At 65.0% G+C, this 23,377-nt stretch carries 20 protein-coding genes and 1 pseudogene; 13 read left to right on the top strand and 8 right to left on the bottom strand.

Annotation, left to right across the window (positions count from 1 at the left end):
- Nucleotides 1–134 precede the first annotated feature (134 nt).
- The 7 genes and pseudogenes from AC56QX_RS03040 to AC56QX_RS03010 all read left to right on the top strand — a co-directional run bounded on the left by AC56QX_RS03040 (nt 135) and on the right by AC56QX_RS03010 (nt 8,072).
- Nucleotides 135–1,125, top strand: a pseudogene (locus AC56QX_RS03040) (arabinose ABC transporter substrate-binding protein).
- A gap of 69 nt (nt 1,126–1,194) precedes the next feature.
- Nucleotides 1,195–2,706: an L-arabinose ABC transporter ATP-binding protein AraG gene (gene araG / locus AC56QX_RS03035; RefSeq protein ID WP_497113653.1), complete on the top strand. Its 1,512-nt coding sequence runs from the start codon at nt 1,195–1,197 to the stop codon at nt 2,704–2,706.
- A 10-nt stretch (nt 2,707–2,716) separates the two neighbouring features.
- Nucleotides 2,717–3,667 carry an L-arabinose ABC transporter permease AraH gene (gene araH / locus AC56QX_RS03030; protein ID WP_477441262.1) on the top strand — a complete coding sequence of 317 codons (951 nt, stop codon included), beginning with the start codon at nt 2,717–2,719 and terminating at the stop codon, nt 3,665–3,667.
- Between the two features lie 24 nt (nt 3,668–3,691).
- A complete protein-coding gene (locus AC56QX_RS03025; RefSeq protein WP_497113652.1) occupies nt 3,692–4,471 on the top strand; it encodes an SDR family oxidoreductase in 780 nt (259 codons plus the stop codon).
- A gap of 14 nt (nt 4,472–4,485) precedes the next feature.
- On the top strand, nt 4,486–6,198 hold the full coding sequence (gene araD, locus AC56QX_RS03020; protein ID WP_497113651.1) for an L-arabinonate dehydratase: 1,713 nt from the start codon (nt 4,486–4,488) through the stop codon (nt 6,196–6,198).
- Nucleotides 6,199–6,207: 9 nt separating this feature from the next.
- Nucleotides 6,208–7,113: a dihydrodipicolinate synthase family protein gene (locus AC56QX_RS03015; RefSeq protein ID WP_497113650.1), complete on the top strand. Its 906-nt coding sequence runs from the start codon at nt 6,208–6,210 to the stop codon at nt 7,111–7,113.
- Nucleotides 7,114–7,328: 215 nt separating this feature from the next.
- On the top strand, nt 7,329–8,072 hold the full coding sequence (locus AC56QX_RS03010; RefSeq protein WP_497113648.1) for a 4'-phosphopantetheinyl transferase family protein: 744 nt from the start codon (nt 7,329–7,331) through the stop codon (nt 8,070–8,072).
- 20 nt (nt 8,073–8,092) lie between these two features.
- On the opposite strand, the gene AC56QX_RS03005 is transcribed toward AC56QX_RS03010, so the two are convergent.
- From AC56QX_RS03005 to AC56QX_RS02970, 8 genes are all read right to left on the bottom strand, one after another.
- Nucleotides 8,093–8,767: a GntR family transcriptional regulator gene (locus AC56QX_RS03005; protein ID WP_497113647.1), complete on the bottom strand. Its 675-nt coding sequence runs from the start codon at nt 8,765–8,767 to the stop codon at nt 8,093–8,095.
- Nucleotides 8,768–8,906: 139 nt separating this feature from the next.
- Entirely contained in the window at nt 8,907–9,923 is a 1,017-nt protein-coding gene (locus tag AC56QX_RS03000) for a Zn-dependent oxidoreductase (RefSeq protein WP_497113646.1), read from the bottom strand.
- Between the two features lie 15 nt (nt 9,924–9,938).
- On the bottom strand, nt 9,939–10,625 hold the full coding sequence (locus AC56QX_RS02995) for a cyclase family protein (protein ID WP_497113645.1): 687 nt from the start codon (nt 10,623–10,625) through the stop codon (nt 9,939–9,941).
- Nucleotides 10,626–10,641: 16 nt separating this feature from the next.
- The gene (locus AC56QX_RS02990) at nt 10,642–11,583 is read right to left on the bottom strand and encodes an ABC transporter permease (RefSeq protein ID WP_497113644.1); all 942 of its coding nucleotides are present in this window, start codon (nt 11,581–11,583) and stop codon (nt 10,642–10,644) included.
- On the bottom strand, nt 11,580–12,545 hold the full coding sequence (locus AC56QX_RS02985; protein WP_497113643.1) for an ABC transporter permease: 966 nt from the start codon (nt 12,543–12,545) through the stop codon (nt 11,580–11,582). Before AC56QX_RS02985 ends, AC56QX_RS02990 begins: the two co-directional genes overlap by 4 nt.
- Nucleotides 12,538–14,037, bottom strand: coding sequence for a sugar ABC transporter ATP-binding protein (locus tag AC56QX_RS02980; protein WP_497113642.1), 1,500 nt, complete (start codon nt 14,035–14,037; stop codon nt 12,538–12,540). Before AC56QX_RS02980 ends, AC56QX_RS02985 begins: the two co-directional genes overlap by 8 nt.
- Before the next feature lie 11 nt (nt 14,038–14,048).
- Nucleotides 14,049–15,137, bottom strand: coding sequence for an ABC transporter substrate-binding protein (locus tag AC56QX_RS02975; RefSeq protein WP_497113641.1), 1,089 nt, complete (start codon nt 15,135–15,137; stop codon nt 14,049–14,051).
- Nucleotides 15,138–15,201: 64 nt separating this feature from the next.
- Nucleotides 15,202–16,449, bottom strand: a complete 1,248-nt coding sequence (locus AC56QX_RS02970) for an enolase C-terminal domain-like protein (protein WP_497113640.1) — start codon at nt 16,447–16,449, stop codon at nt 15,202–15,204.
- A gap of 147 nt (nt 16,450–16,596) precedes the next feature.
- Here AC56QX_RS02970 and AC56QX_RS02965 point away from each other — a divergent pair, with 147 nt between their 5' ends.
- From AC56QX_RS02965 to AC56QX_RS02940, 6 genes are all read left to right on the top strand, one after another.
- Nucleotides 16,597–17,325 (top strand): GntR family transcriptional regulator, encoded by a 729-nt coding sequence (locus AC56QX_RS02965; RefSeq protein ID WP_497113639.1) that lies wholly within the window; start codon nt 16,597–16,599, stop codon nt 17,323–17,325.
- Between the two features lie 201 nt (nt 17,326–17,526).
- Entirely contained in the window at nt 17,527–18,699 is a 1,173-nt protein-coding gene (ssuD, locus tag AC56QX_RS02960; RefSeq protein WP_497113638.1) for an FMNH2-dependent alkanesulfonate monooxygenase, read from the top strand.
- Complete coding sequence (locus AC56QX_RS02955; RefSeq protein ID WP_497113637.1) at nt 18,696–20,156, top strand: FAD/NAD(P)-binding protein; 1,461 nt, start codon at nt 18,696–18,698, stop codon at nt 20,154–20,156. The genes ssuD and AC56QX_RS02955 overlap by 4 nt, the downstream gene beginning before the upstream one ends.
- Before the next feature lie 165 nt (nt 20,157–20,321).
- Complete coding sequence (gene sfnG, locus AC56QX_RS02950; RefSeq protein WP_497113636.1) at nt 20,322–21,422, top strand: dimethylsulfone monooxygenase SfnG; 1,101 nt, start codon at nt 20,322–20,324, stop codon at nt 21,420–21,422.
- A gap of 123 nt (nt 21,423–21,545) precedes the next feature.
- Nucleotides 21,546–22,481, top strand: a complete 936-nt coding sequence (locus tag AC56QX_RS02945; RefSeq protein WP_497113635.1) for an ABC transporter ATP-binding protein — start codon at nt 21,546–21,548, stop codon at nt 22,479–22,481.
- Nucleotides 22,478–23,377, top strand: coding sequence for a branched-chain amino acid ABC transporter permease (locus AC56QX_RS02940; RefSeq protein WP_497113634.1), 900 nt, complete (start codon nt 22,478–22,480; stop codon nt 23,375–23,377). The genes AC56QX_RS02945 and AC56QX_RS02940 overlap by 4 nt, the downstream gene beginning before the upstream one ends.

Here is a 23,377-nt window from a genome sequence, read left to right as displayed (position 1 = left end):
GATGATTTGCGCCAGCGATCCCTGGTCAGAGCATGTATCTTAATTATCATACCAGATCAATTGACGAGTATGATAAAAGCGAATACAGACTCCGGCATCCGGGCTGAGCGCCCGGCCATCGCTGGGAGGTAATCATGCGACTTTTGAAGACCGCGCTCGTCGCGGGCGCGCTTGCCGTGCTGTCCGTCACGACCATCGCTGCATATGCTCAGGACACCAAGATCGGCTTCATCGTCAAACAGCCCGAGGAGCCGTGGTTCCAGGACGAATGGAAGTTCGCCGACCAGGCCGCCAAGGAAAAGGGTTTTACCCTGGTCAAGATCGGCGCCGAGGACGGTGAGAAGCTGATGTCGGCGATCGACAATCTCGGCGCGCAGGGCGCCCAGGGCTTCATCGTCTGCACCCCGGACGTCAAGCTCGGCCCCGGCATCGTCGCCAAGGCCGCCGCCAACAATCTCAAGCTGATGACCGTCGACGACCGCCTGGTCGGTGCCGACGGCAAGGCGCTGGAAGACGTGCCGCATATGGGCATTTCGGCGACCAAGATCGGCGAGGCCGTCGGCCGAGGCCATCGTCGACGAAATGAAGGCGCGCGGCTGGAAGGCCGACGAAGTTGGCGCCATCCGCGTCTCCTACGACCAGCTGCCGACCGCCGTCGACCGTGTCGAAGGCGCCATCTCGGTGCTCAAGGCGAACGGCTTCAAGGCCGAGAACATTTTTGACGCGCCGCAGGCCAAGACCGACACCGAAGCCGCGCTCAATGCCGCAACGGTTGTGCTCAACGCCCATGCCGACATTAAGAAGTGGGTGTCCTTCGGCCTCAATGATGAGGCCGTGCTCGGCGCCGTGCGCGCTTCCGAAAGCGTTGGCATTCCGGCTGACGGCATGATCGGCGTCGGCATTGGCGGCGCGGACTCGGCGATCAACGAGTTCAAGAAGCCGACCGCCACCGGCTTTGTCGGCACCGTGATCATCTCGCCGAAGCGCCATGGCTACGAGACGGCGCTCAACATGTATGACTGGGTTGCCAACAACAAGGAACCGGAGAAGCTGATCCTGACCTCCGGTGCGCTGGCCAAGCGCGACGACTACCAGAAGGTCCGCCAGGGCCTCGGCATCGAATAATCCTCCCTGTACAACAGGCGGCGGCTCATCCCGCCGCCTGTTTGTCGTGACACAGAAGGATCGACGCCCGTGTCCTTTCTCGACTTCTCGCACATCACCAAGACCTATCCGGGCGTCAAGGCGCTGTCGGACGTCTCGTTCGGCGTCGACAAGGGCGCCGTGCATGGCCTGATGGGCGAGAACGGCGCCGGCAAATCCACCCTGATCAAGATCCTGTCCGGCGACCAGCATGCCGATGAGGGCGAAATCCGCATCGACGGCAAGGTCCAGGCCTATTCGTCGACCAGGGATGCCTTCGACAATGGTGTCATCGTCATCCACCAGGAACTGCAGCTCGTCCCCGAGCTCACCGTGGCCGAAAACCTCAGCCTTGGCCGCTTTCCCGCCAGCGCTGGCATCATCGCCGGCCGCCGGATGCTGGACGATGTCGGCGCCAAGCTGAAATCGGCGGGCATCGACATCGACATGCGCCGCAAGGTCAAGACGCTGTCCATCGGCGAGCGCCAGATGGTCGAGATCGCCAAGGCGATCATGCTCGACGCGCGTGTCATCGCACTGGATGAGCCGACCTCGTCGCTGTCCTCACGCGAAAGCGAAATCCTGTTCGCCCTGATCGATCGCCTGCGCGGCGAGGGCAAGGTCATCATCTATGTCTCGCATCGGCTGGATGAGGTGTTCCGGCTCTGCGACAGCCTGACCGTGCTGCGCGATGGCAAGCTCGCGGCGCACCACGCATCGCTGAGCGGTGTCACCCGCGACCAGGTCGTCGCCGAAATGGTCGGCCGCGAAATCTCCGACATCTGGGGTTTTCGCCCACGCAAATCAGGCGATGTCAGGCTGAAGGTCGAAGGCCTCTCCGGCGCAAAGCTGAAGACGCCGGCCAGCTTCGAGGCGAGGGCAGGCGAGATCGTCGGCTTCTTCGGCCTGATCGGCGCCGGGCGCTCGGAATTGATGCGGCTGGTCTTCGGTGCCGACCCGCGCGCGGGTGGCTCCATCACCGTCGACGGCAAGCTAGTCCGCGCCACCGATCCGCATGACGCGATCCGCGCCGGCATCGTGCTGTGCTCGGAAGACCGCAAGCATGACGGCATCATCCAGGGGCGCTCGATCGAGGAGAACATCAACATCTCGTCGCGGCGCCATCACACGCGCTTCGGTGTGCTCAACCGCGCCAGCGAGATCGCCACCGCCGAGACCTTCATCAAGAAGCTCAAGGTGCGCACGCCGTCGCGCAAGCAGGACATCATCAACCTGTCCGGCGGTAACCAGCAGAAGGTCATCCTTGGTCGCTGGCTCTCGGAGCAGGGCGTGCGGGTGCTCGTCGTCGACGAGCCGACGCGCGGCATCGACGTCGGCGCCAAAGCGGAAATCTACGAACTGCTCTACCAGCTTGCCGAAGACGGCATGGCGATCGTCGTCGTCTCGTCCGAACTGCCGGAAGTGATGGGCATCTGCGACCGCGTCCTGGTGATGTGCGGCGGACGCGTCAGCGCCGAATTCGACCGCGACCAGTTCGCCGAAAAGGCCATCCTGGCCGCAGCTCTTCCCGACACGAAAACCCCCGACGCGATCGCATCCTGAGGATCTTGCCATGACCGATCAGTTGAAGAAGCTCCTGCTCGGCGAACAGGGTCTCGTCGTCATCTTCATCGTCGCCTTCGCCCTGGTGTCGCTGTTGGTGCCGAACTTCCTCACTGACCGCAACATGCTTGGCCTGCTGCAGTCGGTGGTCACCGTCGGCATCGTCGCCTGCACCATGATGTTCTGCCTCGCCGCGCGCGACTTCGACCTGTCGGTCGGCTCGATCGTCGCTTTCGCCGGCATGGTCGCGGTGATGGCGTCGAATTATACCGGTTCGATCCTGCTCGGGCTGCTGGCGGCGATCGCTTGCGGTGCTTTCGTCGGCTTCATCAACGGCGTCGTCATCGCCAAATTCCGCATCAACGCGCTGATCACGACGCTCGCCACCATGCAGATCGTGCGCGGCCTGGCGCTGATTGCATCCGACGGCCGCGCCGTCGGTATCAACAGCCCGGATTTCTACCAACTGGCGCTGTCGAAATTGCTCGGAATCCCGACGCCGATCTGGGTGCTGGCCGTTCTGTTCGGCATCTTCGGTTTTGTGCTCAACCGCACCGTCTTCGGCAAGAACACACTGGCCATCGGTGGCAATCCGGAGGCATCGCGGCTGGCCGGCGTCAATGTCGACTGGACGCGCATCTGGATCTTCGCGCTGCAGGGCGTCGTCTGCGGCATCGCCGGCATCCTTTTGGCCTCCCGCATCACATCGGGTCAGCCCAATGCCGCCGTCGGGCTCGAGCTTTCGGTCATCTCGGCCTGCGTGCTCGGCGGCGTTTCGCTCGCCGGCGGCCGCGCCACCATGTCGGGCGTCATCGTCGGCGTGCTGATCATGGGCATTGCCGAAAACGCCATGAACCTGCTCAACATCCCGGCCTTCTATCAGTACATCGTGCGCGGCGTGATCTTGCTGCTCGCCGTGCTGCTCGACAATCTGCGCTCGTCGGCACTCGGCCGGCGTTGATCCGTCTCCAAGGGAGTGACCGCGATGGCTGAGCGTCTGTCCGGCAAACGCATCTTTCTGACCGGTGCCGCGCAAGGCATCGGGCTGGCCATCGCCGAGGCCTGTCTGGCGGAAGGGGCAAGGCTGTTTCTGGTTGATCGCGACGGCACGTTGCTGGACAAGACCGTCGCTGGACTTGCGGCTTCGCACGGACCTATCGGGCATGTTGCCGCCGACATCAGCGATGGTTCGGCAATCACCGAAACGGTTGGGCGGGCAACCGCCGAGATCGGCCCGATCAACGCACTGATCAACAATGCCGGGATGAATGTGTTCTCGACGCCGCTCGAGGCGACCGAGGAGGAGTGGAACCGCAATTTCGACGTCAACGTCAAGGGCGCCTGGAACTGCAGCAAGGCGGTGTTGCCGGGCATGATCGCCAGCGGCGGTGGCGCCATCCTCAATATCGCCTCGACGCACAGCTTCACCATCATCCCGCACACCTTTCCCTATCCCGTCGCCAAGCACGCACTGCTCGGGCTGACCAAATCGCTGGCGCTCGAATATGCGGCGCAAGGCGTGCGCGTGAACGCACTGGCGCCCGGCTATGTCGAGACGCAGAAGGCGATCGACTATTGGAACAGTTTTCCTGATCCGGCCGTGGCGCGGACCAACACTCTGGCGCTGCATCCAGGCGGCCGCATCGCCTCAGCGCGCGAGATTGCGCTCGCCGCTGTCTTCATGATTTCCGACGAGTGCCCTTTCATGAACGCGGCCACCCTCGTCGTTGATGGCGGGCTGAGCCAGCTTCAGCACCCCGCCTGAACGTCGGAAAAGTCATGACCAAGAGACGATCGCAACACTGGTTCGGCGGGTTGGGCAAGGATGCCTTCATCCACCGCAGCTGGATGAAGAACAACGGCTTGCCCGACGACGCTTTCGATGGCCGCCCGGTGATCGGCATCTGCAACACCTTTTCCGAATTCACGCCGTGCCATGTCCATTTTCGCGGCCTGATCGAGCACATCAAGGCGGGCGTGCTGGAGGCTGGCGGCCTGCCACTGGAATTTCCGGTCTTCTCCTGCGGCGAATCCAATCTGCGTCCGACGGCGATGCTGTTCCGCAACCTCGCTTCGATGGATGTCGAGGAAGCGATCCGCGGCAACCCGATGGATGGCGTCGTGCTGATGGCCGGCTGCGACAAGACCACGCCTTCGCTGGTCATGGGTGCTGCCTCGTGCGACCTGCCGTCTATCGTCATCTCCGGCGGGCCGATGCTCAATGGCCGCTTCCAGGGCCGTGCCATCGGCTCGGGCACCGACGTCTGGAAATTCTCCGAGGATGTCCGCGCCGGTGTGATGAGCGAGCAGGATTTTGCCAATGCCGAAAGCGCCATGTCGCGCTCGCCCGGCCACTGCATGACCATGGGCACGGCCTCGACCATGGCTTCCATGGTCGAGGCGCTCGGCCTGGCACTGCCCGGCAATGCGGCCTATCCGGCGGTCGACGCGCGCCGCAGCCGCATCGCCCGCATGACGGGGCGGCGCATCGTCGAAATGGTCAACGAGAATCTCTGCCCATCGGCCATCCTGACGAGACAGGCCTTCGCCAACGCCATCCGCGTCAATGGCGCCATCGGCGGCTCGACCAATGCGGTGGTGCATCTGCTGGCAATCGCCGGCCGCGTCGGCACCGAACTGACATTGGATGACTGGGACCAGTATGGCCGCGACGTGCCGACCATCCTCGACCTGATGCCGTCAGGCCGCTTCCTGATGGAGGATTTCTGCTACGCCGGCGGCATTCCGGCCGTCATGAAAGAGATCGCCGACATGCTCGATCTCGATGCGCTGACCGTTACCGGCAAGAGCGTGCGCGAGAACATCGCCGATGCCCAGAACTACAATCCTGAGGTGATCCGCCCGCGCGACAACGCACTGACGCCGCATGGCGGCATCGCCGTGCTGCGCGGCAATCTGGCGCCTGATGGCGCCATCATCAAACCGTCGGCCGCCTCACCAGGCTTGATGAAGCATCGCGGCCGCGCCGTCGTCTTCGAGGACATCGACGACTACAAGGCGCGCGTCGACGATCCCGCCCTGGACATCGACGAGACCTCGATCATGGTGCTGAAGAATTGCGGCCCCAGGGGCTATCCCGGGATGGCCGAGGTCGGCAACATGGCGTTGCCGCAAAAGCTCCTGAAGCAGGGCGTGCGCGACATGATCCGCATCTCCGACGCCCGCATGTCCGGCACCGCCTTCGGCACGGTCGTGCTGCATGCCGCACCCGAAGCCGCTGTCGGTGGTCCGCTGGCGCTGGTCAAAAGCGGCGATATCATCGAACTCGATGTCGAGGTGCGGAGGCTGCATCTCGACGTATCTGAGCAGGAACTCGCGAAACGGCGGACGTCCTGGGTTGCGCCGGAGCCGGTGATGCGCGGTGGCTATCAGGGTCTTTACACCGAGCATGTGCTGCAGGCCGACCGTGGTGCCGACCTCGATTTCCTCGTCGGCAGCCGCGGCCACGCCATTCCGCGCGAAAGCCATTGAGCGAACGGGATGCCAAAGTTCCGGCCCGATGATTTCCACGGCATCCACGCCATCCTCTACGCGCTGTTCGACGGCCAGGAAAAACTCGACCGCGCGGCGATGCGCAGGCAGGCCGAGATCTGCCTGGCGAACGGCGTGCATGGCATGGCGGCACTCGGCCTCGCGACGGAAGTTGCCAAGCTGACCGAGGCCGAGCGCCGAACAATCATGGACTGGACGGCTGAAGACACCGCCGGGAGAGTGCCGCTCGCCTTCACCATCTTTGGGTCTTCGGTTGCCGAGCAGATCGCGCAGGTGCGCCACGCCGAAAGCGTCGGCGCCGACTGGGTGATCCTGCAGCCACCGCCTGGGGGATCCTACGGGGCGCCGGAGTACATACGCTTCTTTGGCCGTGTCGCCGATACGACGGACTTGCCCGTGGCGATCCAGAATGCGCCGGCCTTCTTCGGCCGTGGCCTGACATCGGACGAAATCCGCGACCTCGTTACGCTTCACCCCAACATCAGGCTGATCAAGGGTGAAGGTCCGGTCACCGACATTGCCGGCCTGATCGAGCGCACCGAAGGCCGGCTTCCCGTCTTCAACGGGCGCGGCGGGCTGGAACTGATCGACAATTTCCGCATCGGTTGCCGGGGCATGATCCTGGCGCCGGACTGCATTGACCATGCCGTGCGCGCCTATGAGGCGTTTCGCGCCGGAGACGAAGCAGCAGCCGAGGCCGCGTATGCCAGAATGCTGCCGGCCGCGGTCTTCGTCATGCAAGGCATCGAGAATCTGATCTGCCACGGCAAGCGGCTGTTCGGCGCCCGCGCCGGCATCGCCATACAGGACCGGGCACCGGCGATGCGGCCCAATGAGACTGGCCTCGCAATGGTCCAGCGCTTCGCCGACAGTCTGGGGCAATTGCGGGGATAGGGCCGGGTCTTGACGCGGACGTCACCACCTCACTGCCGCGCCGACCGCATCGAACAGGTTCTTGCCCATTACGGCGAACTGTGATCCCTGTCCCGGAAACATGAAGACGCGCGTCGCACTCCTCCGCTCCTGGATCGTCATCGGGCCGCGATCGGCGCGGCGGATTTGCCTGGAACAATCGTGATGTCGTCACCCGCGCCAGGCCGGCTCCAGCCATGAAAGAAGGCGATCCACGACGCGGCCCGGTCGATCTGTGGTACGTGCCGCTCGACGACTTCGGCGTGGATGATCAGGCCGCCTGCCTGCGGCTGTTGAGCGAACCCGAACGCGATCGGCACGACGCCTTCAAGTCCGAACCGGCCCGGCTTCAGCATCTCGCGGTTCGCGGCCTGGTCAGGACCACCCTGTCGCGCTATCGCGCTGTCGCCCCGGAACACTGGCGCTTTGACACCAACCCGTATGGCCGCCCGTTCATCGACGACAGCCTGGGCGTCAGCGGCCTCCATTTCAGCCTGTCTCACACCCATGGCCTGGTGACCTGCGCGGTTGCCACTTTCGCGGAGATCGGCGTCGACGTCGAGCCCCGCGACCGCGATGTCGGTCTCGGCGAACTGGCGCCGGCGGTCTTTTCGCCCCGGGAACGCGCGCGCTTCGAGGCGATGAGCGGGCAGGCGAGACAGGATTTCTTTTTCACTCTGTGGACGCTCAAGGAAGCCTATGTGAAAGCGCGCGGCATTGGGCTCTCCTTGCCGGTGAAGAAGGTTGAGCTGGACCTGCAGGTCTCTCCGCCCATTGCCCATTTCAGCGACGAGATCGATGACGATGCCTCGCGTTGGGCGTTCCGCAGCCTGCATCTGACGGACCGGCACATTGTCGGCATCGCGGCCGTCGTGCCCGATGGCGAACTCGAGATCGTGCCGAGGCGGACACGCGCCATCAATCCGCCTTTGCATGTCTGATCGATCCAGTGCGGCCGGCTTCAGCCGAGAAGCTCCGCGGCGACTTCGAGTGTGTTGCGGAACGACGTTTCGAGATGGTGCTCCATCGCCTGCGCGGCGCCCTCGGCGTCGTTGCGCCTCAGCGCATCGAGAATGGCCCCGTGCTGCTCGATCGTCTGTTCGCCATAGCCGGGCTTCGGGATGACGAGGGTCCGGCCCCGATCCATCTGCGCCTTGGAGATGTCGACGGCGCGCCAGATTCCCGGCAGGCCGCAGATCTCGGCGATGGTGCGGTGGAAGACGTCGTCGAGCTGGATCGCGGTGGCATATCTGCCGCGCGATATGGCGAGCCGGTGCGCCGCCATGTTGTCCTCCAGAAGTTCGCCGGCTGATGGCGTGAATTTGACGGCCGCGCGCCTGGCGCTTTCCATTTCCAGGGCGCGGCGGATGACATAGGCTTCCTCCAAGTCGACGCGGTTGATCGGGGCGACATAGGTGCCGGTCTGCGCCAGGATCGTGACGAGGCCCTCGTCACTGATGCGCTTGACCGCTTCGCGGACCGGTGTGCGCGAGACACCGAGGGCTTCGGCGATGGCCACCTCATTGATGACTTCCCCCGGCTTCATCTGGCCGACGACGATCAGGTTGCGGATCTGATGATAAATCTGATCGCGCAACGGAAGCGTCCGATTGAGCGTCGAAGGATCCAGGTCCATGGCAAATCCACGTCTTCGTTCAGCAGAAGTGGTCAGCTTATATTGGAATGCCGCGTGTTCGATAGGCCGGCGCGAAGGCGGCCGAACTGCGCTTGATCTGGCCGCATTGGGGCCGCCGACAGGATTGCCGCGGGAACCTTCAGGAGAAGTCGAGCTGGACCTTCAGGGTCCGCTGCGGTTCCCTTTCAATCAGGTCGAAGGCCGCCTTGGCGTCCGCCGCGGCAAAGACCTGAGTGATCATCGCCTCCGGCTCGAGGCGCTTCGCCGCCAGCCATTCCACCACCTTGGGCAGCAATTGCCGGTTAAGACGCGAGCCGACAACAGTCAGTTCCTTGCGTACCACCTCTTGCTGGCTGAGGCTGGACGGTGTTGCAGAGAACCCAAGCAGACCGATGCGGCCGGCCGGGCTGGCGATGCGGCATGCCTCATCGAGCAGCGCCGGCACGCCGGCGCCGTCGATGATCACTGTCGGGCCAAGGCCGTCATTTTCGTCCCTCACGGCGTCCGCGACCGGCTGGCTTGGCGAATGGATGACCGCGTCCGCGCCAAAGCCCGATGCGCGCTCGAGGCGGGCCTCGTCGATATCGGCAACGATGCAGCGCGCGCCAAGCAGCTTGGCCACCTGCAGCACGGTGACGCCGACGGTCCCGGCGCCGTAGACCAGCACCGTGTCCTGCGGCCCGCAGCCGGTTCTGTCCAGCACATTGGCGGCGATCGAGAACGGTTCGGCGAGCGCCGCGAGGCCGAACGGCATATCGGCGGGAACGGCAACGACATTGCGGGCCGGCACGGCGACGAGATCGCGGAAGCCGCCGTCACGGTGAACGCCCATGACCTCGAGATTGGCGCAGACATTCGGCCGCCCGACGCGGCAGGGATAGCAATGGCCGCATGAGACGACGGGATCGACCACGACATTGTCGCCCGCGCGCACCGAGGAAACACCCACGCCGAGCGCGGTGACGACGCCGGCAAACTCATGGCCGATGATGCGCGGATAGACGGCAAACGGGTTCGATCCGTGCAGGATATGCATGTCCGAGCCGCAGATGCCGGCGCGCTGCACGCGCACGACCACTTCTCCGGGTTCAGGCCACGGCTCCGTGCCTGCCTGAACGGCGAGTGCCCCCGGTTTGCGGACGACGATATCAACCACGGCAGCTCACCTTTTTCAGGACTTTGAGACGAGGGCGACGGCGCGCAGGGGCGATCCCGATCCGCCTTCGATCGCCAGCGGCAAGGTGACCAGGGTGCAGACAGGCGGCAGCAGGCCGAGATTGGCGAAATTCTCGCCGACCAGGATGTCCGCGCCGAGCAGGATATTGTGGGCGGGGAAATCGCTAGAGCCGAAGCGGTCGATCGACAGGCAGTCGGTGCCGACGATGCGGACGCCACGTTCGACCAGCAGCAGGCTGGTCTCGCGCGACAGCCCCGGCCAATCCTCGAGCACCCGGTGGCCTTGCTGCGGATCGCTCCAGAACCGGTCCCAGCCGAAATGGAAGAACACGGCGTCGCCCGGCGCGATCGCGCCGTGCCGGTCTTCGAAGTCGCGGATTGCCTCCGGCCCGAGCGCCGTGGCCGGCGGTATGTCGCGGGCGTCGATCGTCACCATGCGGCCGAAGAACCGCTCGACCGGGACGTCGGCGATCGAGCGTCCGCCGGGGACGAAATGCAGCGGCGCGTCGAAATGCGTGCCGGTATGCTCGCTCATGCAAAGCGCGTGATTACAGGCGACGTCGCCGCGATCGAACGATTCGACCACTTCCTGGCAGTAATGCGGATGCGTCGGCCAGACCGGCATGCCTGCGCGCATGCGGTGGGTGAGGTCTATATAATCGAGGTCATCGTCAAACAGCATTGTAATCCATCCATCCTCAGGCGGCGCTTCGCCGCGGCACGATCGCCACGATGAGGATGATCAGCACGCCAGTCAAAAGAAAGCGCACACCGGCCTCGATGCGAAACGTGTTCAGCATCGTGGCCATCAGATTGAAGAACAGCGCCGCGCCCCAGATGCCGATCGCATTGGCCTGCCCGCCGGCGACGCTGGTGCCGCCGAGCACCACGACGGCGATCGATTCCATCAGATAGGCATCGCCCATGTTGAGGGCGGCGCCGCCGGTGAAGCCGGACAGCAGGAACCCGGCCAGCGCCGCTGCCGTGCCGCACAGCACATAGGCCGCCAACCGCACCCGCCCGACCTCGATGCCCGCCAGCTTCGCGGCCGGTTCGCTCTGTCCGCTGGCCAGCAGGTGGCGGCCCCAGACGCTGCGTTGCAGGATGAGTGCGGTCAACAGCGTCAGCACCATGACCGCGATTGGCATAAACTGGATGCCGGCGACCCGCCACGAGGTGAACCAGGACAGCATCGCCGGCGGCTTCAGGGTGGCCTCGCCGCCGAGATTGAAGGCGAACGATTGGAAGACGAAGCTCCAGGCCAGCGTGGCGATGATCGGCGGCAGCCGCAACGCCTTGATGGCGAGGAAATTGAGCGCGCCGGCGGTCGCGCCGACGCCGAGCGCCACCAGCAAGCCGGGCAGGATCATCGCATTGTTGCCGTTCATCACCGCCATCGAGACATAGGCCGCGAGCGTCAGCACCGACGGTACGGAAAGATCGATGTTGCCTGGCCCCGAGGCCACCACCAGCATCTGTCCGGTGCCGACGACGACGCTGAAGGCGCCAAAGGCCAGCGCCGCCGAAATCGTGGCGCCGGCACTGCCCCAGCCGGAATAGGCGGTGGTTGCCAGCCACATCGCCAGTGCGACGATGAAGCCGTAGGTCCAGGGTGCGAGGAAGAGCCGGCGCTGGATCATGAAATCCGCTCCGCCAGCAGGACGCGTCCGGCCAGCACCAGGAACAGGATCACGCCTTGCGCGCCGATCTGCCAGGTCGGTGGCACGGCGAGAAAGGAGAGCAGCGATCCCGCCAGCGAGAGCGTAAGCGCGCCGACGACAGCTCCCACCGGCGACACGATACCGCCGGTGAAGGTACCGCCGCCGAGGATGACCGCGCCGACACCCAGCAGCGTGTAGGCAGGCGCGACATTGGGATCGCCGGAGGTGGTAAGGCCGGTCAGCGCAATTCCGGCCAGGCAAGCGAGAAGCCCGGCGCCGGCATAGGTGGCGACGCGAAGGCCGACAACGGACCATCCGGCGCGCTCGACCGCGCGCGGGTTGGCGCCGGCGCCGCGCAGCACCGCGCCATAGGATGAGCGCGTGATGACAAGATGTCCGATAGCTGCGGCGAAGGCAGCCAGCCACACCGGAAGCGGGAGCAAAGGCGGCTGCCAGCTCATGAAGCCGATGAGCCAGTCCGGCGCTGCGCCGCCAGGCGCCGGAAGCAGCAGGATCGCGGTACCCAGCCAGATGAAGGACATGCCGAGGGTCACGATGATCGAAGGCAGCTGCCTGACATGGATCAGCAGGCCGAAGCCGGCATAGGCGGCGATCGTCACCAGGTAGATCAGCACCGCGAGCGCCGGGAAATCCCCGAGATAGAGCGCGGTGACGCAGGTGATCAGGCCGACGAAGGCGCCGTTGGACAGGTCGATGTCGCCCAGCATGATCACCATCATCTGCGCCAAGGCGGCGAACACCAGCGGCACGGCGAGCTTGAACAGCAGCGTGAAGCCGAAATAGCTCATCGCCGCCGGGCGGATCCAGAAGATGACGGCCAGCATCACCAGCAGCGCCACCGCCGGCAGGCCGATCTGCACGGCGCCGCCAAGCCATGCCGGCCGGGCAGGGCGGCGCGACGGGAGGGCCGCGTCAGCCATGCGCGCCTCCGAAGGAGGCCTGCAGGATGCGGGAGGGCTCGATGTCGTTGCCGTCGAGCTGCACCTCCGCCCGGCCCTCGCGAAAGACGTAGAGACGGTCGCAATTGCTCAGCTCTTCGAGTTCGGTCGTGTACCAGACAAAGCAGCGCCCGTTCTCGGCCTCGCTTCGGATCAGCTGGTAGACCTCATGCTTGGTGCCGACATCGACGCCGCGCATCGGATCGTCGAGGAAGATCACTTGCGCGTCGGACGCCAGCGCGCGGGCGAACAGCACTTTCTGCTGGTTGCCGCCGCTCAGGCTGAGGATCGGCGTGTCGATGGAAGGCGCCTTGACCTTCAGGCGCGTCGACCATGTCTGCGCCAGGTCGTGGGCGGCCCGGGTCGAGATCAGCCCGTTTCGCCGCAATGCCTTCAGGCTGCGGATGGTCAGGTTTTCCGCGATCGACCACAGCGTGAAGACACCCTCGCCCTGCCGGTCGCCGGCCACATAGGCAACGGGCGTGGCCGAGTTGCTCCCGTGGCTCTGGTTGCGCGCGGCGAAAAACAGCGCCCGCAGCCGCTCGCGCTGGCCGTGGCCGTCAAGGCCGGCAAAGCCGATGATCTCGCCCGCCGCCGCCTGGATCGCCAGGTCATCGCCACCGTTCCCGGGGTGGTCCACCACCAGCGGCTTTCCCGACGCGGCGACGGTGCGGCTGGAGCGGTCGCGTGGCGCCTCGATGCTGCCCATCAATTCGACCAAAGCCGCGCGCGTCAGCCCGGCCGTCGGCCGTGCGGCCACCACTTTGCCGTCGACCATGACCACGGCCCGGTCGCAGACCGCGAGAATCTCGTTGAGGCGGTGGGTGATCAGGATGCAGGCGATGCCGCGCGCCGCCGCGCGGCGGATATGGTCGAGCAGCTGCTGTGTGGCTTCATGGCCGAGCGCCGATGTCGGTTCGTCGAGGATGGCGCAGCGCACCGGCGTATCGGTTTCCGAGAAGGCGCGCGCGATCTCCACCATCTGCCTTGGGCCGATCGCCAGGTCAGCCAGCCGGGTCTCGGGATCGATGCCGTGGCCCGGGAAAATCTCGTCCAATGTTTTCCGGATCACCGCACGGGCGCGCTTTCGCCAGCCGGGGCCGCGCAAGGGGCGGTGGACGATGCGCGTGTTCTCGGCCAGCGAAAGATTGGCGCAGAGCGACAATTCCTGGAAGACGCAGCGCAGCCCGGCGGTCTGGGCGGCGAATGCGCTCCACTTGCCGACCGACACGCCGTCGAGGTCGAAGGCGCCGCTGCTTCGCTCGACGGTGCCGGCAAGCACGTTCATCAGCGTCGATTTGCCGGCTCCATTATGGCCGACGAGGCCGACGACCTCGCCGGGCAAGATGCTAAAATCGACGCCGCCCAGGGCATGCACCGCGCCGTAGCTCTTACGGACGTCACGCACCGCCAGATAGGGGCGCGCGGCGTCCGCCGAGGCGACAGGCGTGTCGGACGTCGCGGCGCTGTTCAAGGATCAGGCTCTCATTTGGGGGCGGGAACGCCCGGCAGCGGCTTCTTGTTCACATTGGCGTCGATGATATCCGCCACCAGGCCCTGCGGATACTCGGCATTCACCACGCCGCCTTTCGGCACGGTGGCCAGCCATGCGCCGAGGTCGGGCTGGTTGATCTGCAGAAGCGGCACCTCGACGAATTTCGGCACCTCCTTGCCGGCCAGGATCTGCTGCGCCACCCAGAAGGCCACTTGCGATACGCTGGGCGTGGCGCCGAGCGAGAAGGTCTCGTAGCCATTGGCGTCGTGCTCCTGCTTCCAGAGCCCAAGTTCGTCCTCGCGATTGCCCATGATGATGATCGGCAGCTTGCGGCCGGCATCCTTGAAGGCCATGGCGGCGCCGTAGCCGTCGCCGCCCTGGGTCAGCACCGCGTCGATCTGCGGCAGCGACGGCAGCACGCCCGACACTTCCTTCTGCGCAACCGTGGCCGTCCACTGGCCATAGACCTCGCCGACGGCCTTGTAGCTCGGATGCGCCTTCATCGCTTTTTCGACGCCTTCGTGAAGCCGCTTATCGAAGCCGTCGCCGGCCATGCCACGGATCTCGAAGACGTTTGCCGGCTTGTCGCCGAGCTTGCTCTGGATGTAGTCGAGTTCCGCCTTGGCGTAGGAATCGAGATCATAGTCGACCCGGTAGGCGCAAGGCTCGGTGACGCCGCTGGCGAAGGCGACGACGACGATGCCGGCGTTGCAGGCATCCTTCACCGCACCGTTGAGCGCCGTGTCGGAGCCGGCCAGCACGATGATGGCGTTGTAGCCCTGCAGGATCAGGTTCTGGATCTGGGCTGCCTGTTCGGTGACCGAATTGTTCGAGCTGACCGCCGTGACGCCTGCGACCAATCCGTCCTTGACGGCTTGCGCGCCCATGGTCTCGAAGCTCTTGATCATCACCTGCCGAAAGGAATTTCCGGCATAGGAATTGCTGAACGCGATCTTCTTGCCGCTTGTGTCCCCCTTGGCGATGCCGTCCTGCGCCCAGGCGCCGGTGCAAGCTAGCATCGCCGACGTGGCGAGCATGGCGCCCAGCATTGTTTTTCCAGCTCGATTTTTCAGTGTCATTTCCGTCTCCTCCGGTTGACTGTCCCGCGGTCACTCCACCGCACGGTTCATGCACGCATAAGGCTCATTTCCCGCCGGTCTCCGGCACGATGCTGACAGAGTGGTCGGCGAAATCCGAATTGGGCAGCAGCGGATACCAGCCCGGCCGGCCGGGATCCCGGTCATAGGGGTAGCCGCCGAGCGAGCGGTAGAGCTCGGCATAGGTCTGCAATTTGTCACGGTCGAGCGTCACCCCGAGCCCGGGGCCATCCGGCACGGCGATGCAGCCCTTGGCGTAGCGCATCTTGCCGCCGACGATGACGTCGTCGACAAGATGGTGGTAATGCGCGTCCGCGGTGAAGGTCAGGTTGGGCAGCACGGCGCCCAGATGCAGCATGGTGGCGAGCTGGATGCCGAGCTCGCCGGAAGAATGCACCGCAACGCCCAGCCCGAACGTGTCGCAGATCTGCGCCGCCTTCACGCAGGCCCGGATGCCGCCCCAGAAAGTGGTGTCGAGCAGGATGACGTCGACGGCCGGATCGCGCACATTTGTCGCCAGTTGCTCGAAGTCGATGACGATGGTGTTGGTAGCGAGCGGCATGGCGAGCTTTTCCCGCAGCCGGCGCATCCCCGCAAATCCCCAGGTCGGGTCCTCGAAATAGTCGTTGCGCAGATCCGAGATGGCCTGTCCGAAACGCAGCGCCTGTTCTACCGACAGCGCGGCATTGGGATCGTAGCGCAGCGTATCGTCGGGAAAGGCGGCCGCCAGCGCGCGGTAGCATTCGAGCTCGTAGTCGGGATGGAACACGCCGGCTTTCAGCTTATGGGCGGTGAAGCCGTGCTCGGCTTTCAGTGCCCTGGCATGCGCGACCAGCTGGTCGATGGTGCGGACTTCACCCTGGCGCGTCCACGCATCGGCATAGCGGAAGAACAGATAACTCGCGAAGCCGACCTCGTCGCGGACCTTGCCGCCGAGCAGCTGGTAGACCGGCACATTGAGTTTCTTGCCGATAATGTCGAGACAGGCGAATTCCAGCGCGGCATGGAGCTGGGTGCGGTTGTTGTAGAGCGACGCCGTCGGATTGCAGATCGCATACCGCATGCGGTTGAGGTCGAAGGGGTCGTGGCCGACCAGATAGGCCTTCAGCCCGGCGAAGGCGAGCGCGGCACTTTCGCCGCCGCCACCCATTTCGCCAAGGCCGACGATCCCCTCGTCGGTCTCCACTTCGACGACCGTCCTGACGAATCGCCCCCAATGGGCGCCGTTGCTGTGCCTGAGCGGCGCCTGCAGCGGCACCGTCACCGTGGTGGCGCGGATATCCGTTATCTTCACCGCGCAGCCTCCCGAAGCACGAAACCGGCGCGCGATCATCGGCGCCGACAGTCGATCTACAACTGGTATGGTACCATGTCAATTGCATTTGCGTGCATGCGTGCTAGGCGTTACAACGAAACGAATCCCTGGGAGAGGCCGAGGCTCTTGAACACCGAAGCGAAGTCCCGCGGTGCTGAGCTGCGTGAACCGGCGAAGCTTCTCGGCTCCGTCAACAACCGGCTGCCGATCTCGCCGCAGATCTACGAATTGCTGCGGCGCGCCATCACTACGCTTACGATATTGCCGTCGGAGGGGCTGAGCGAAAAGGACCTCGCCCAACAGCTTGGCGTCAGCCGCACGCCGGTCCGGGAAGCCTTGATCCGTCTTGCCGACGAGGGCTTGATCGACATCCTGCCGCAGCGCGGAAGCTTCGTCGCCCCGATCCGGCTCGAGGACGTGGAAGAAGCGCAGTTCATCCGTGAAGCCCTCGAGGTCTCCGTCGTATCTCGCCTGGCGAACAAGCCTTCGCCCGGTTTCCTCGAGACCGGACGGGCAAACCTCGCCCGCCAGAAACTGGCGGTGGCCGCAAAGGACCGGGAGCTGTTCCTGGAGCTTGATGAGGCGTTTCATCGCAATTTCTGCGAGGCGGCCGGTTTGCCGAAGAGCTGGCGCGTCATCCAGGTGGTCAAGCTGCAGATGGATCGCGTACGCTATCTCAGCCTGCCGGAGCAGGGCCACCTTGAAACACTTCTGGCGCAGCACACCGCCATTCTCGATGCCGTCGAACAGGGCCTGTCCGACGAGGCTGGCGCGCATATGGCCACCCATCTGCAGGAAGTGCTGCGCACCGTCCGGCGGCTGAGCGTCGAACGGCCCGATCTTTTCAGGAGTTGACCGCGACCCGCATCGGTTCAAGAGGGCGGAGAGAATTTCCAATTTCAGCGGTGGATTTGGAATAAACTAACTCTACAGAGTTTATAGAATAAGCAAAGTGCACTGGCGATCTGGTTTTCCCGGACAGGACTCCGCTATGCCCGCCACTTTGTGCCCGCTTTCAACCCTGTCAGGCCGCCGCCGCGTGGCGGGAGGCCGGCCATGACCAAGGACATTCCCGAGCGCATCAAGGTTCTCTGGTTCCTGCCGACGCATGGCGACAGCCGCTATCTCGGCACCACCGAAGGCGGCAGGGCCGTCGACCTGCCCTATCTGACGCAGGTGGCAAAGGCCGCCGACACGCTGGGCTATTACGGCGTGTTGTTGCCGACCGGCCGGGCCTGCGAGGATTCCTGGGTGATCGCCTCGGCGCTGGCGCCGCTCACCGAACGGCTGCGTTTCCTCGTCGCCGTCCGGCCCGGCCTGCAGTCGCCGACGCTCGCCGCGCGCATGACAGCGACGCTCGACCGCATCTCCAATGGCCGCCTGCTGATCAATGTCGTCACCGGCGGCGATCCCTTGGAGAACAAGGGCGACGGCATCTTCCTCTCGCATGCCGAGCGCTACGAGGTGACGCAGGAATTCCTGCAGATCTACAAGCGCGTGCTGAGCGGCGAGACGGTCGAGCACCAGGGCAAGCATTTCCACATCGAGGACGGCAGGCTGCTGTTCCCGCCGGTGCAGACGCCCTATCCGCCGCTCTATTTCGGTGGCTCGTCCGATGCCGGATCGGTCGTGGCGGCGCAGGAGATCGACAAATACCTGACCTGGGGCGAACCGCCCGCCGATGTCGAGCGCAAGCTGGACGCCGTGCGTGAACTGGCCGAGAAAGCCGGCCGCAAACTCTCTTTCGGCATTCGCCTGCATGTCATCGCGCGCGAAACCACCGAACAGGCCTGGGCCGCGGCCGACAGTCTGATCAGCCGGCTCGACGACGCGACGATCGCCTCGGCCCAGAAAGTCTTTGCCCGCATGGACTCGGTTGGCCAGGCGCGCATGAGCGCGCTGCATGGCGGCAGCCGCGACAAGCTCGAGATCGCACCCAATCTCTGGGCCGGCGTCGGCCTGGTGCGCGGCGGCGCTGGCACGGCCCTCGTCGGCGATCCCGACACGGTCGCGGAGCGCATCGACGAATACCGCCGCCTCGGCATCGACACCTTCATCCTGTCCGGCTACCCGCATCTGGAAGAAGCCTATCGTTTCGGCGAACTCGTGCTGCCGAAATTGCCGACCGATCATCCGGTCAAGGCCGCCGGCGCGTCGGTCAACACCGGACCGTTCGGCGAGACCATCGCCGGCGACCACCGGCCGAAGTCGCTCGCCAGCGCCTCGTGAACGCGCTGCCTCCGGCCCGCCGCTTGCGCGTCGCCATCATCGGCGGCGGCTTTTCCGGCGCTGCCCTAGCCTGGCACCTGGCGCAGGCGCATCGGCCGGAGCGCCTGTCGGTTTCCGTGATAGAGCCGCGCCCGGCGCTCGGCGGCGGGCTGGCCTATTCCAGCGAGGAACCATCGCACCGGGTCAATGTCCCGGCTGTCAGAATGAGCATGGCTCCCGACGACCCGCAGCATTTTGCGCGCTGGTTGGCCGGCAGCGGTGAATTCGAACGCGACCCGGATGCGCTCTGGAAGAATGGCGACGCCTATCCGCGCCGGCGCGTGTTCGGCCGCTACGTCGCCGAGCAACTCGCGCCCCATCTCGACTCGGGGGCTGTCCGCCACGTCGAAGGCCAGGCCACGCGGGTGATACGCGAAGCCAATGGCGCCGGCTGGACCGTGCAGACGTCGGCCAGACCCGTCGCCGCCGACATCGTCGTCCTCGCCGCAACGCATCCTGCGCCCGCAATCCCGACAGCGCTTGCCTCCCTGGCCGAAGCGCCGAGCTTCATCGCCGATCCCTACGCCGCATCGGCACTTGCCGGTATCGGGCCGGACGCCTCGGTGCTGATCGTCGGCTCCGGGCTGACTTCGGCCGACATGGTCTCCGAGCTTGATCGCCGTGGCCATCGCGGCCGCATCCTGGCGCTGTCGCGCCGCGGGCTGCGCTCGCGCGGTCATCCCGATGTCAGAGGCGAGCCCTTCGGCGACTTTGCATCATCGCCTGCCAGATCGGCGCTTGGCCTGCTGAAGACCATCCGTGGCACGCTCGCCGCGGCGCGCGAGGCCAACGTCAACTGGCAGTCCGTCTTCGACCAGTTGCGCCTGCAGGGTCCGGTGTTGTGGGCTGCGCTCGCTCCATCAGAACGGGCAAGGCTGGTCCGCCAGCTGCGCGTGTTCTGGGATGTGCATCGCTTCAGGATCGCACCGCAAATTGCTGCCGTGCTCGAACGCCGCCAGAGCGCCGGAACGTTCGACACCATCGCCGCGAGGCTTGTCGCGTCGAATGATGAGGGCGAGAGCCTCGCGGTCAGCTTTCAGCGGCGCGGCCAGACACGGATCGAGACAGCCCGCTTCGATGCCGTCATCAACACGACAGGGCCGGCTCACGGGCAAGCCCTCCAGCTCAATCCGGCGCTGCGTTCCCTGGCTGAAGCCGGGCTGATCAAGGTCGACGCCTACGGGCTCGGCATCGCGACCAGTCTGGATAGCCGTGCCATCGGCCGCGACGACAGGTCGGTCGCCGGGCTTTTCGTCGCCGGGCCGCTGGGGCGAGGCACCTTTGGCGAACTCATGGGCCTGCCGGAGGTTGCTCGTCATGCCCAAACTGTCGCGGCCGAGATCGCAAGGCTGGTCGACAAGCTCCCGTCCGCCGAGGTGGTTGGCGCCGATGCCGGAGACGTTGCGGTCGCGGGCTGACAAGCGAAAGCCGGCTTGGCCGGCCAAAATTGGTATTTCCGACCCAAGAGGGTGCTAAAAACGGAAAATCCTACTTTGTATATATAATCAGTAGACATAATAAATGTTGGCGAAATCCGGCCACGCCGGACCGATCAACGACACGGCCTGAATGGGAGACAATTCATGGCACACGCAGAAACCGACGCGGTCAAGTTCGCCTACTGGGTGCCGAATGTTTCGGGCGGCCTGGTGATTTCCGGCATCGAGCAGCGCACCAACCATTCGGCCGAGTACAATCGCAAGCTGGCGCAGATCGCCGAGAAGGCCGGCTTCGACTACGCGCTGAGCCAGATCCGTTTCACCGCCGGCTACGGCGCCGACGAGCAGCATGAATCGGTGGCCTTCAGCCATGATCTGCTGGCGGCCACCACGACGCTCAAGGTGATCGCCGCGATCCTGCCCGGCCCGTGGAATCCGGCGCTGGCGGCCAAGCAGCTCGCCACCATCAGCTATCTGACCAATGGCCGCGTCGCCATCAACCTCGTCTCCGGCTGGTTCCGTGGCGAGTTCCACGCCATCGGCGAGCACTGGCTCGACCATGACGAGCGCTACCGCCGCTCGGAGGAATTCATCCGTGCGCTGCGCGGAATCTGGACGGAAGACAGCTTCACCTTCCGCGGCGATTTCTACCGCTTCAACGAGTACTCTTTGAAGCCGAAACCGCCGCAGCTGCCCGAAATCTTCCAGGGCGGTTCCTCGCGCGCCGCACGCGACATGGCCTCGCGCGTTTCGGACTGGTACTTCACCAACGGCAACACGCCGGCCGAGATCGCCAAGCAGGTCGACGACCTCAAGTCCAAAGCCAAGGCCAACCGCCATTCGGTCAAGGTCGGCGTCAACGCCTTCGCCATCGTCCGCGAGACCGAGGAAGAGGCCAAGGCGGTGCTTGCCGAAATCATCGGCAAGGCCAACCCCGAGGCCGTCAACGCTTTCGGCCACGAAGTCAAGAACGCCGGCAAGGCTTCGCCCGAAGGCGAGGGCAACTGGGCGAAATCCTCCTTCGAGGATCTGGTCCAGTACAATGACGGCTTCCGCTCCAACCTGATCGGCACGCCGAGGCAGGTCGCCGAGCGCATCGTCGACCTGAAGCGTGCCGGCGCCGATCTCATCCTGCTCGGCTTCCTGCATTTCCAGGAAGAGGTCGAATATTTCGGCAAGCACGTCATCCCGCTCGTTCGCGAGCTGGAAGACGCCGAGCAGGCGGCGTCACTGGCAGCGGAATAGCCATTTCCAAAAAAAAGGCAGGCCGGGCAGTCCGGCCTGCAACCGATGAAGGTTCCAGGCGCTCGATCCATCGAGCGTCAACGAGGATTTGTGCGCCTGCTGAGGCAATCGAGGACGATTGGAATGCCGTTGGCCAGTTATGCCCTTGGAATGATGGAGGCTTCGGTCTACGCGCCGGAAATCTTCGCGCGCGGCCTGCCGTCGGCAGTCCGTCCAGCGCAGTCGTCCGAAGGCCAGGCCGAGCCCACGGGGGCGGTCACGGCCGCCGCTGCTCCGCTGCTCGCGCTGCAAGCTATCGGCCTGTCGTTTGGCGGCGTCGTCGCACTGGCCGATATCGACCTGTCGGTGAACCCTGGCGAAATCCGCGCCATCATCGGCCCGAACGGCGCCGGCAAGAGTTCGCTGATCAACGTCATCAGCGGCGTCTACCGGCCGGATCGGGGCCATGTCCAACTCGACGGCATCAGCTATGCCCAGGTGCCGACGCAGCGGCTGGCGCATCTCGGCGTTGCCAGGACCTTTCAGAACCTTGCTCTGTTCAAGGGCCTCAGCGTCCTCGACAATGTCGCGTCGGGCCTCGCCTACAAGGTCCGCTCCAATTTCGCCGGCCAGATCCTCGGCATCGGCCGCTCTCGCGGCGAGCAGCGCGACTCGCTGAGCCGCGCCGATCAGACACTCGAATTCCTCGATCTCACCGCCGTTCGCGATCGTCTTGTCGGCACGCTGCCCTATGGACTGCAAAAGCGCGTCGAATTGGCTCGCGCGCTCGTCGCGCAACCGCGCCTGCTTCTGCTCGATGAACCGATGGCCGGCATGACCGCCGGCGAGAAAAGCGAGATGGCTGACTTCGTGCGTGCCGCTCGCGACCGTTTCGCCACCACCGTCGTTTTGATCGAGCACGATGTCGGCGTCGTCATGGGCCTGTCCGACCGCATCGCCGTTCTCGACTATGGCCGCAAGATCGCCGACGCCACACCAGACGAAGTCCGCAACGACCAGCGCGTCATCGATGCCTATCTCGGCGTCGCCTCCGACAACGAGGACGGGGCAGGCATATGATCGCCGATTTCGACTACCAGTTCTTCATCGAAGTGCTCGTCGGCGGTCTGCTCTCCGGCGTCATGTACTCGCTGGTCGCGATCGGCTTCGTGCTGATCTACAAGACCTCCGGCGTGCTCAATTTCGCGCAGGGCGCGATGCTGCTGTTCGCCGCGCTCACCTTCGTCAGCCTTGTCGAGCGGGGCATCCCGTTCGCGCTGGCGCTGGTCATCACCTTCGCCATCATGGTGGCGATGGGTGTCGCCATCGAGCGCACGGTGCTCAGGCCGCTCACCAACAAGCCGCCGATCACTTTGTTCATGGCGACGCTCGGCCTGTCCTACATCATCGAGGGCGCCGCCCAGCTGATCTGGGGCACACAGGTCCATGGCCTCGACCTCGGCATCGAGGACGTGCCGCTCGAAGTCGGCGGCGTGCTGATCAGCCAGTTCGACATTTTCGCCGCGGTGGTCGCCGCCGGCATGGTTCTGCTGCTGTCGCTGTTCTTCCGCTACACCCGCATCGGCCTCTCCTTCCGCGCCGTTGCCGACGATCAGTTCGCCGCACTCGCGGTTGGCCTCAGGCTGCCGCTGATCTGGGGTACCGTCTGGGCCGCCGCCGGGCTCGTCGCCCTTGTCGCCGGGCTGCTCTGGGGCGCGCGCCTCGGCGTGCAGTTCTCGCTGTCGCTGGTGGTGCTCAAGGCGCTGCCGGTACTGGTGCTTGGCGGCTTCGATTCCATCCTTGGCGCCATTGTCGGCGGGCTCTTGATCGGCGCCAGCGAGAAGCTCGCAGAGGTCTATATCGGCGACTATTTCGGCGGCGGCATCGAGAGCTGGTTCGCCTATGTCGTAGCCCTCGTCTTCCTCTTGATCCGTCCCTCCGGCCTGTTCGGCCAGAAGCTCGTGGAAAGGGTCTGA

This window comes from Mesorhizobium sp. RCAM 06353 (genome assembly GCF_059683585.1).
Note: the sequence above shows the minus strand (reverse complement) of the source record. Positions and strands in the feature narration are given on the sequence as shown.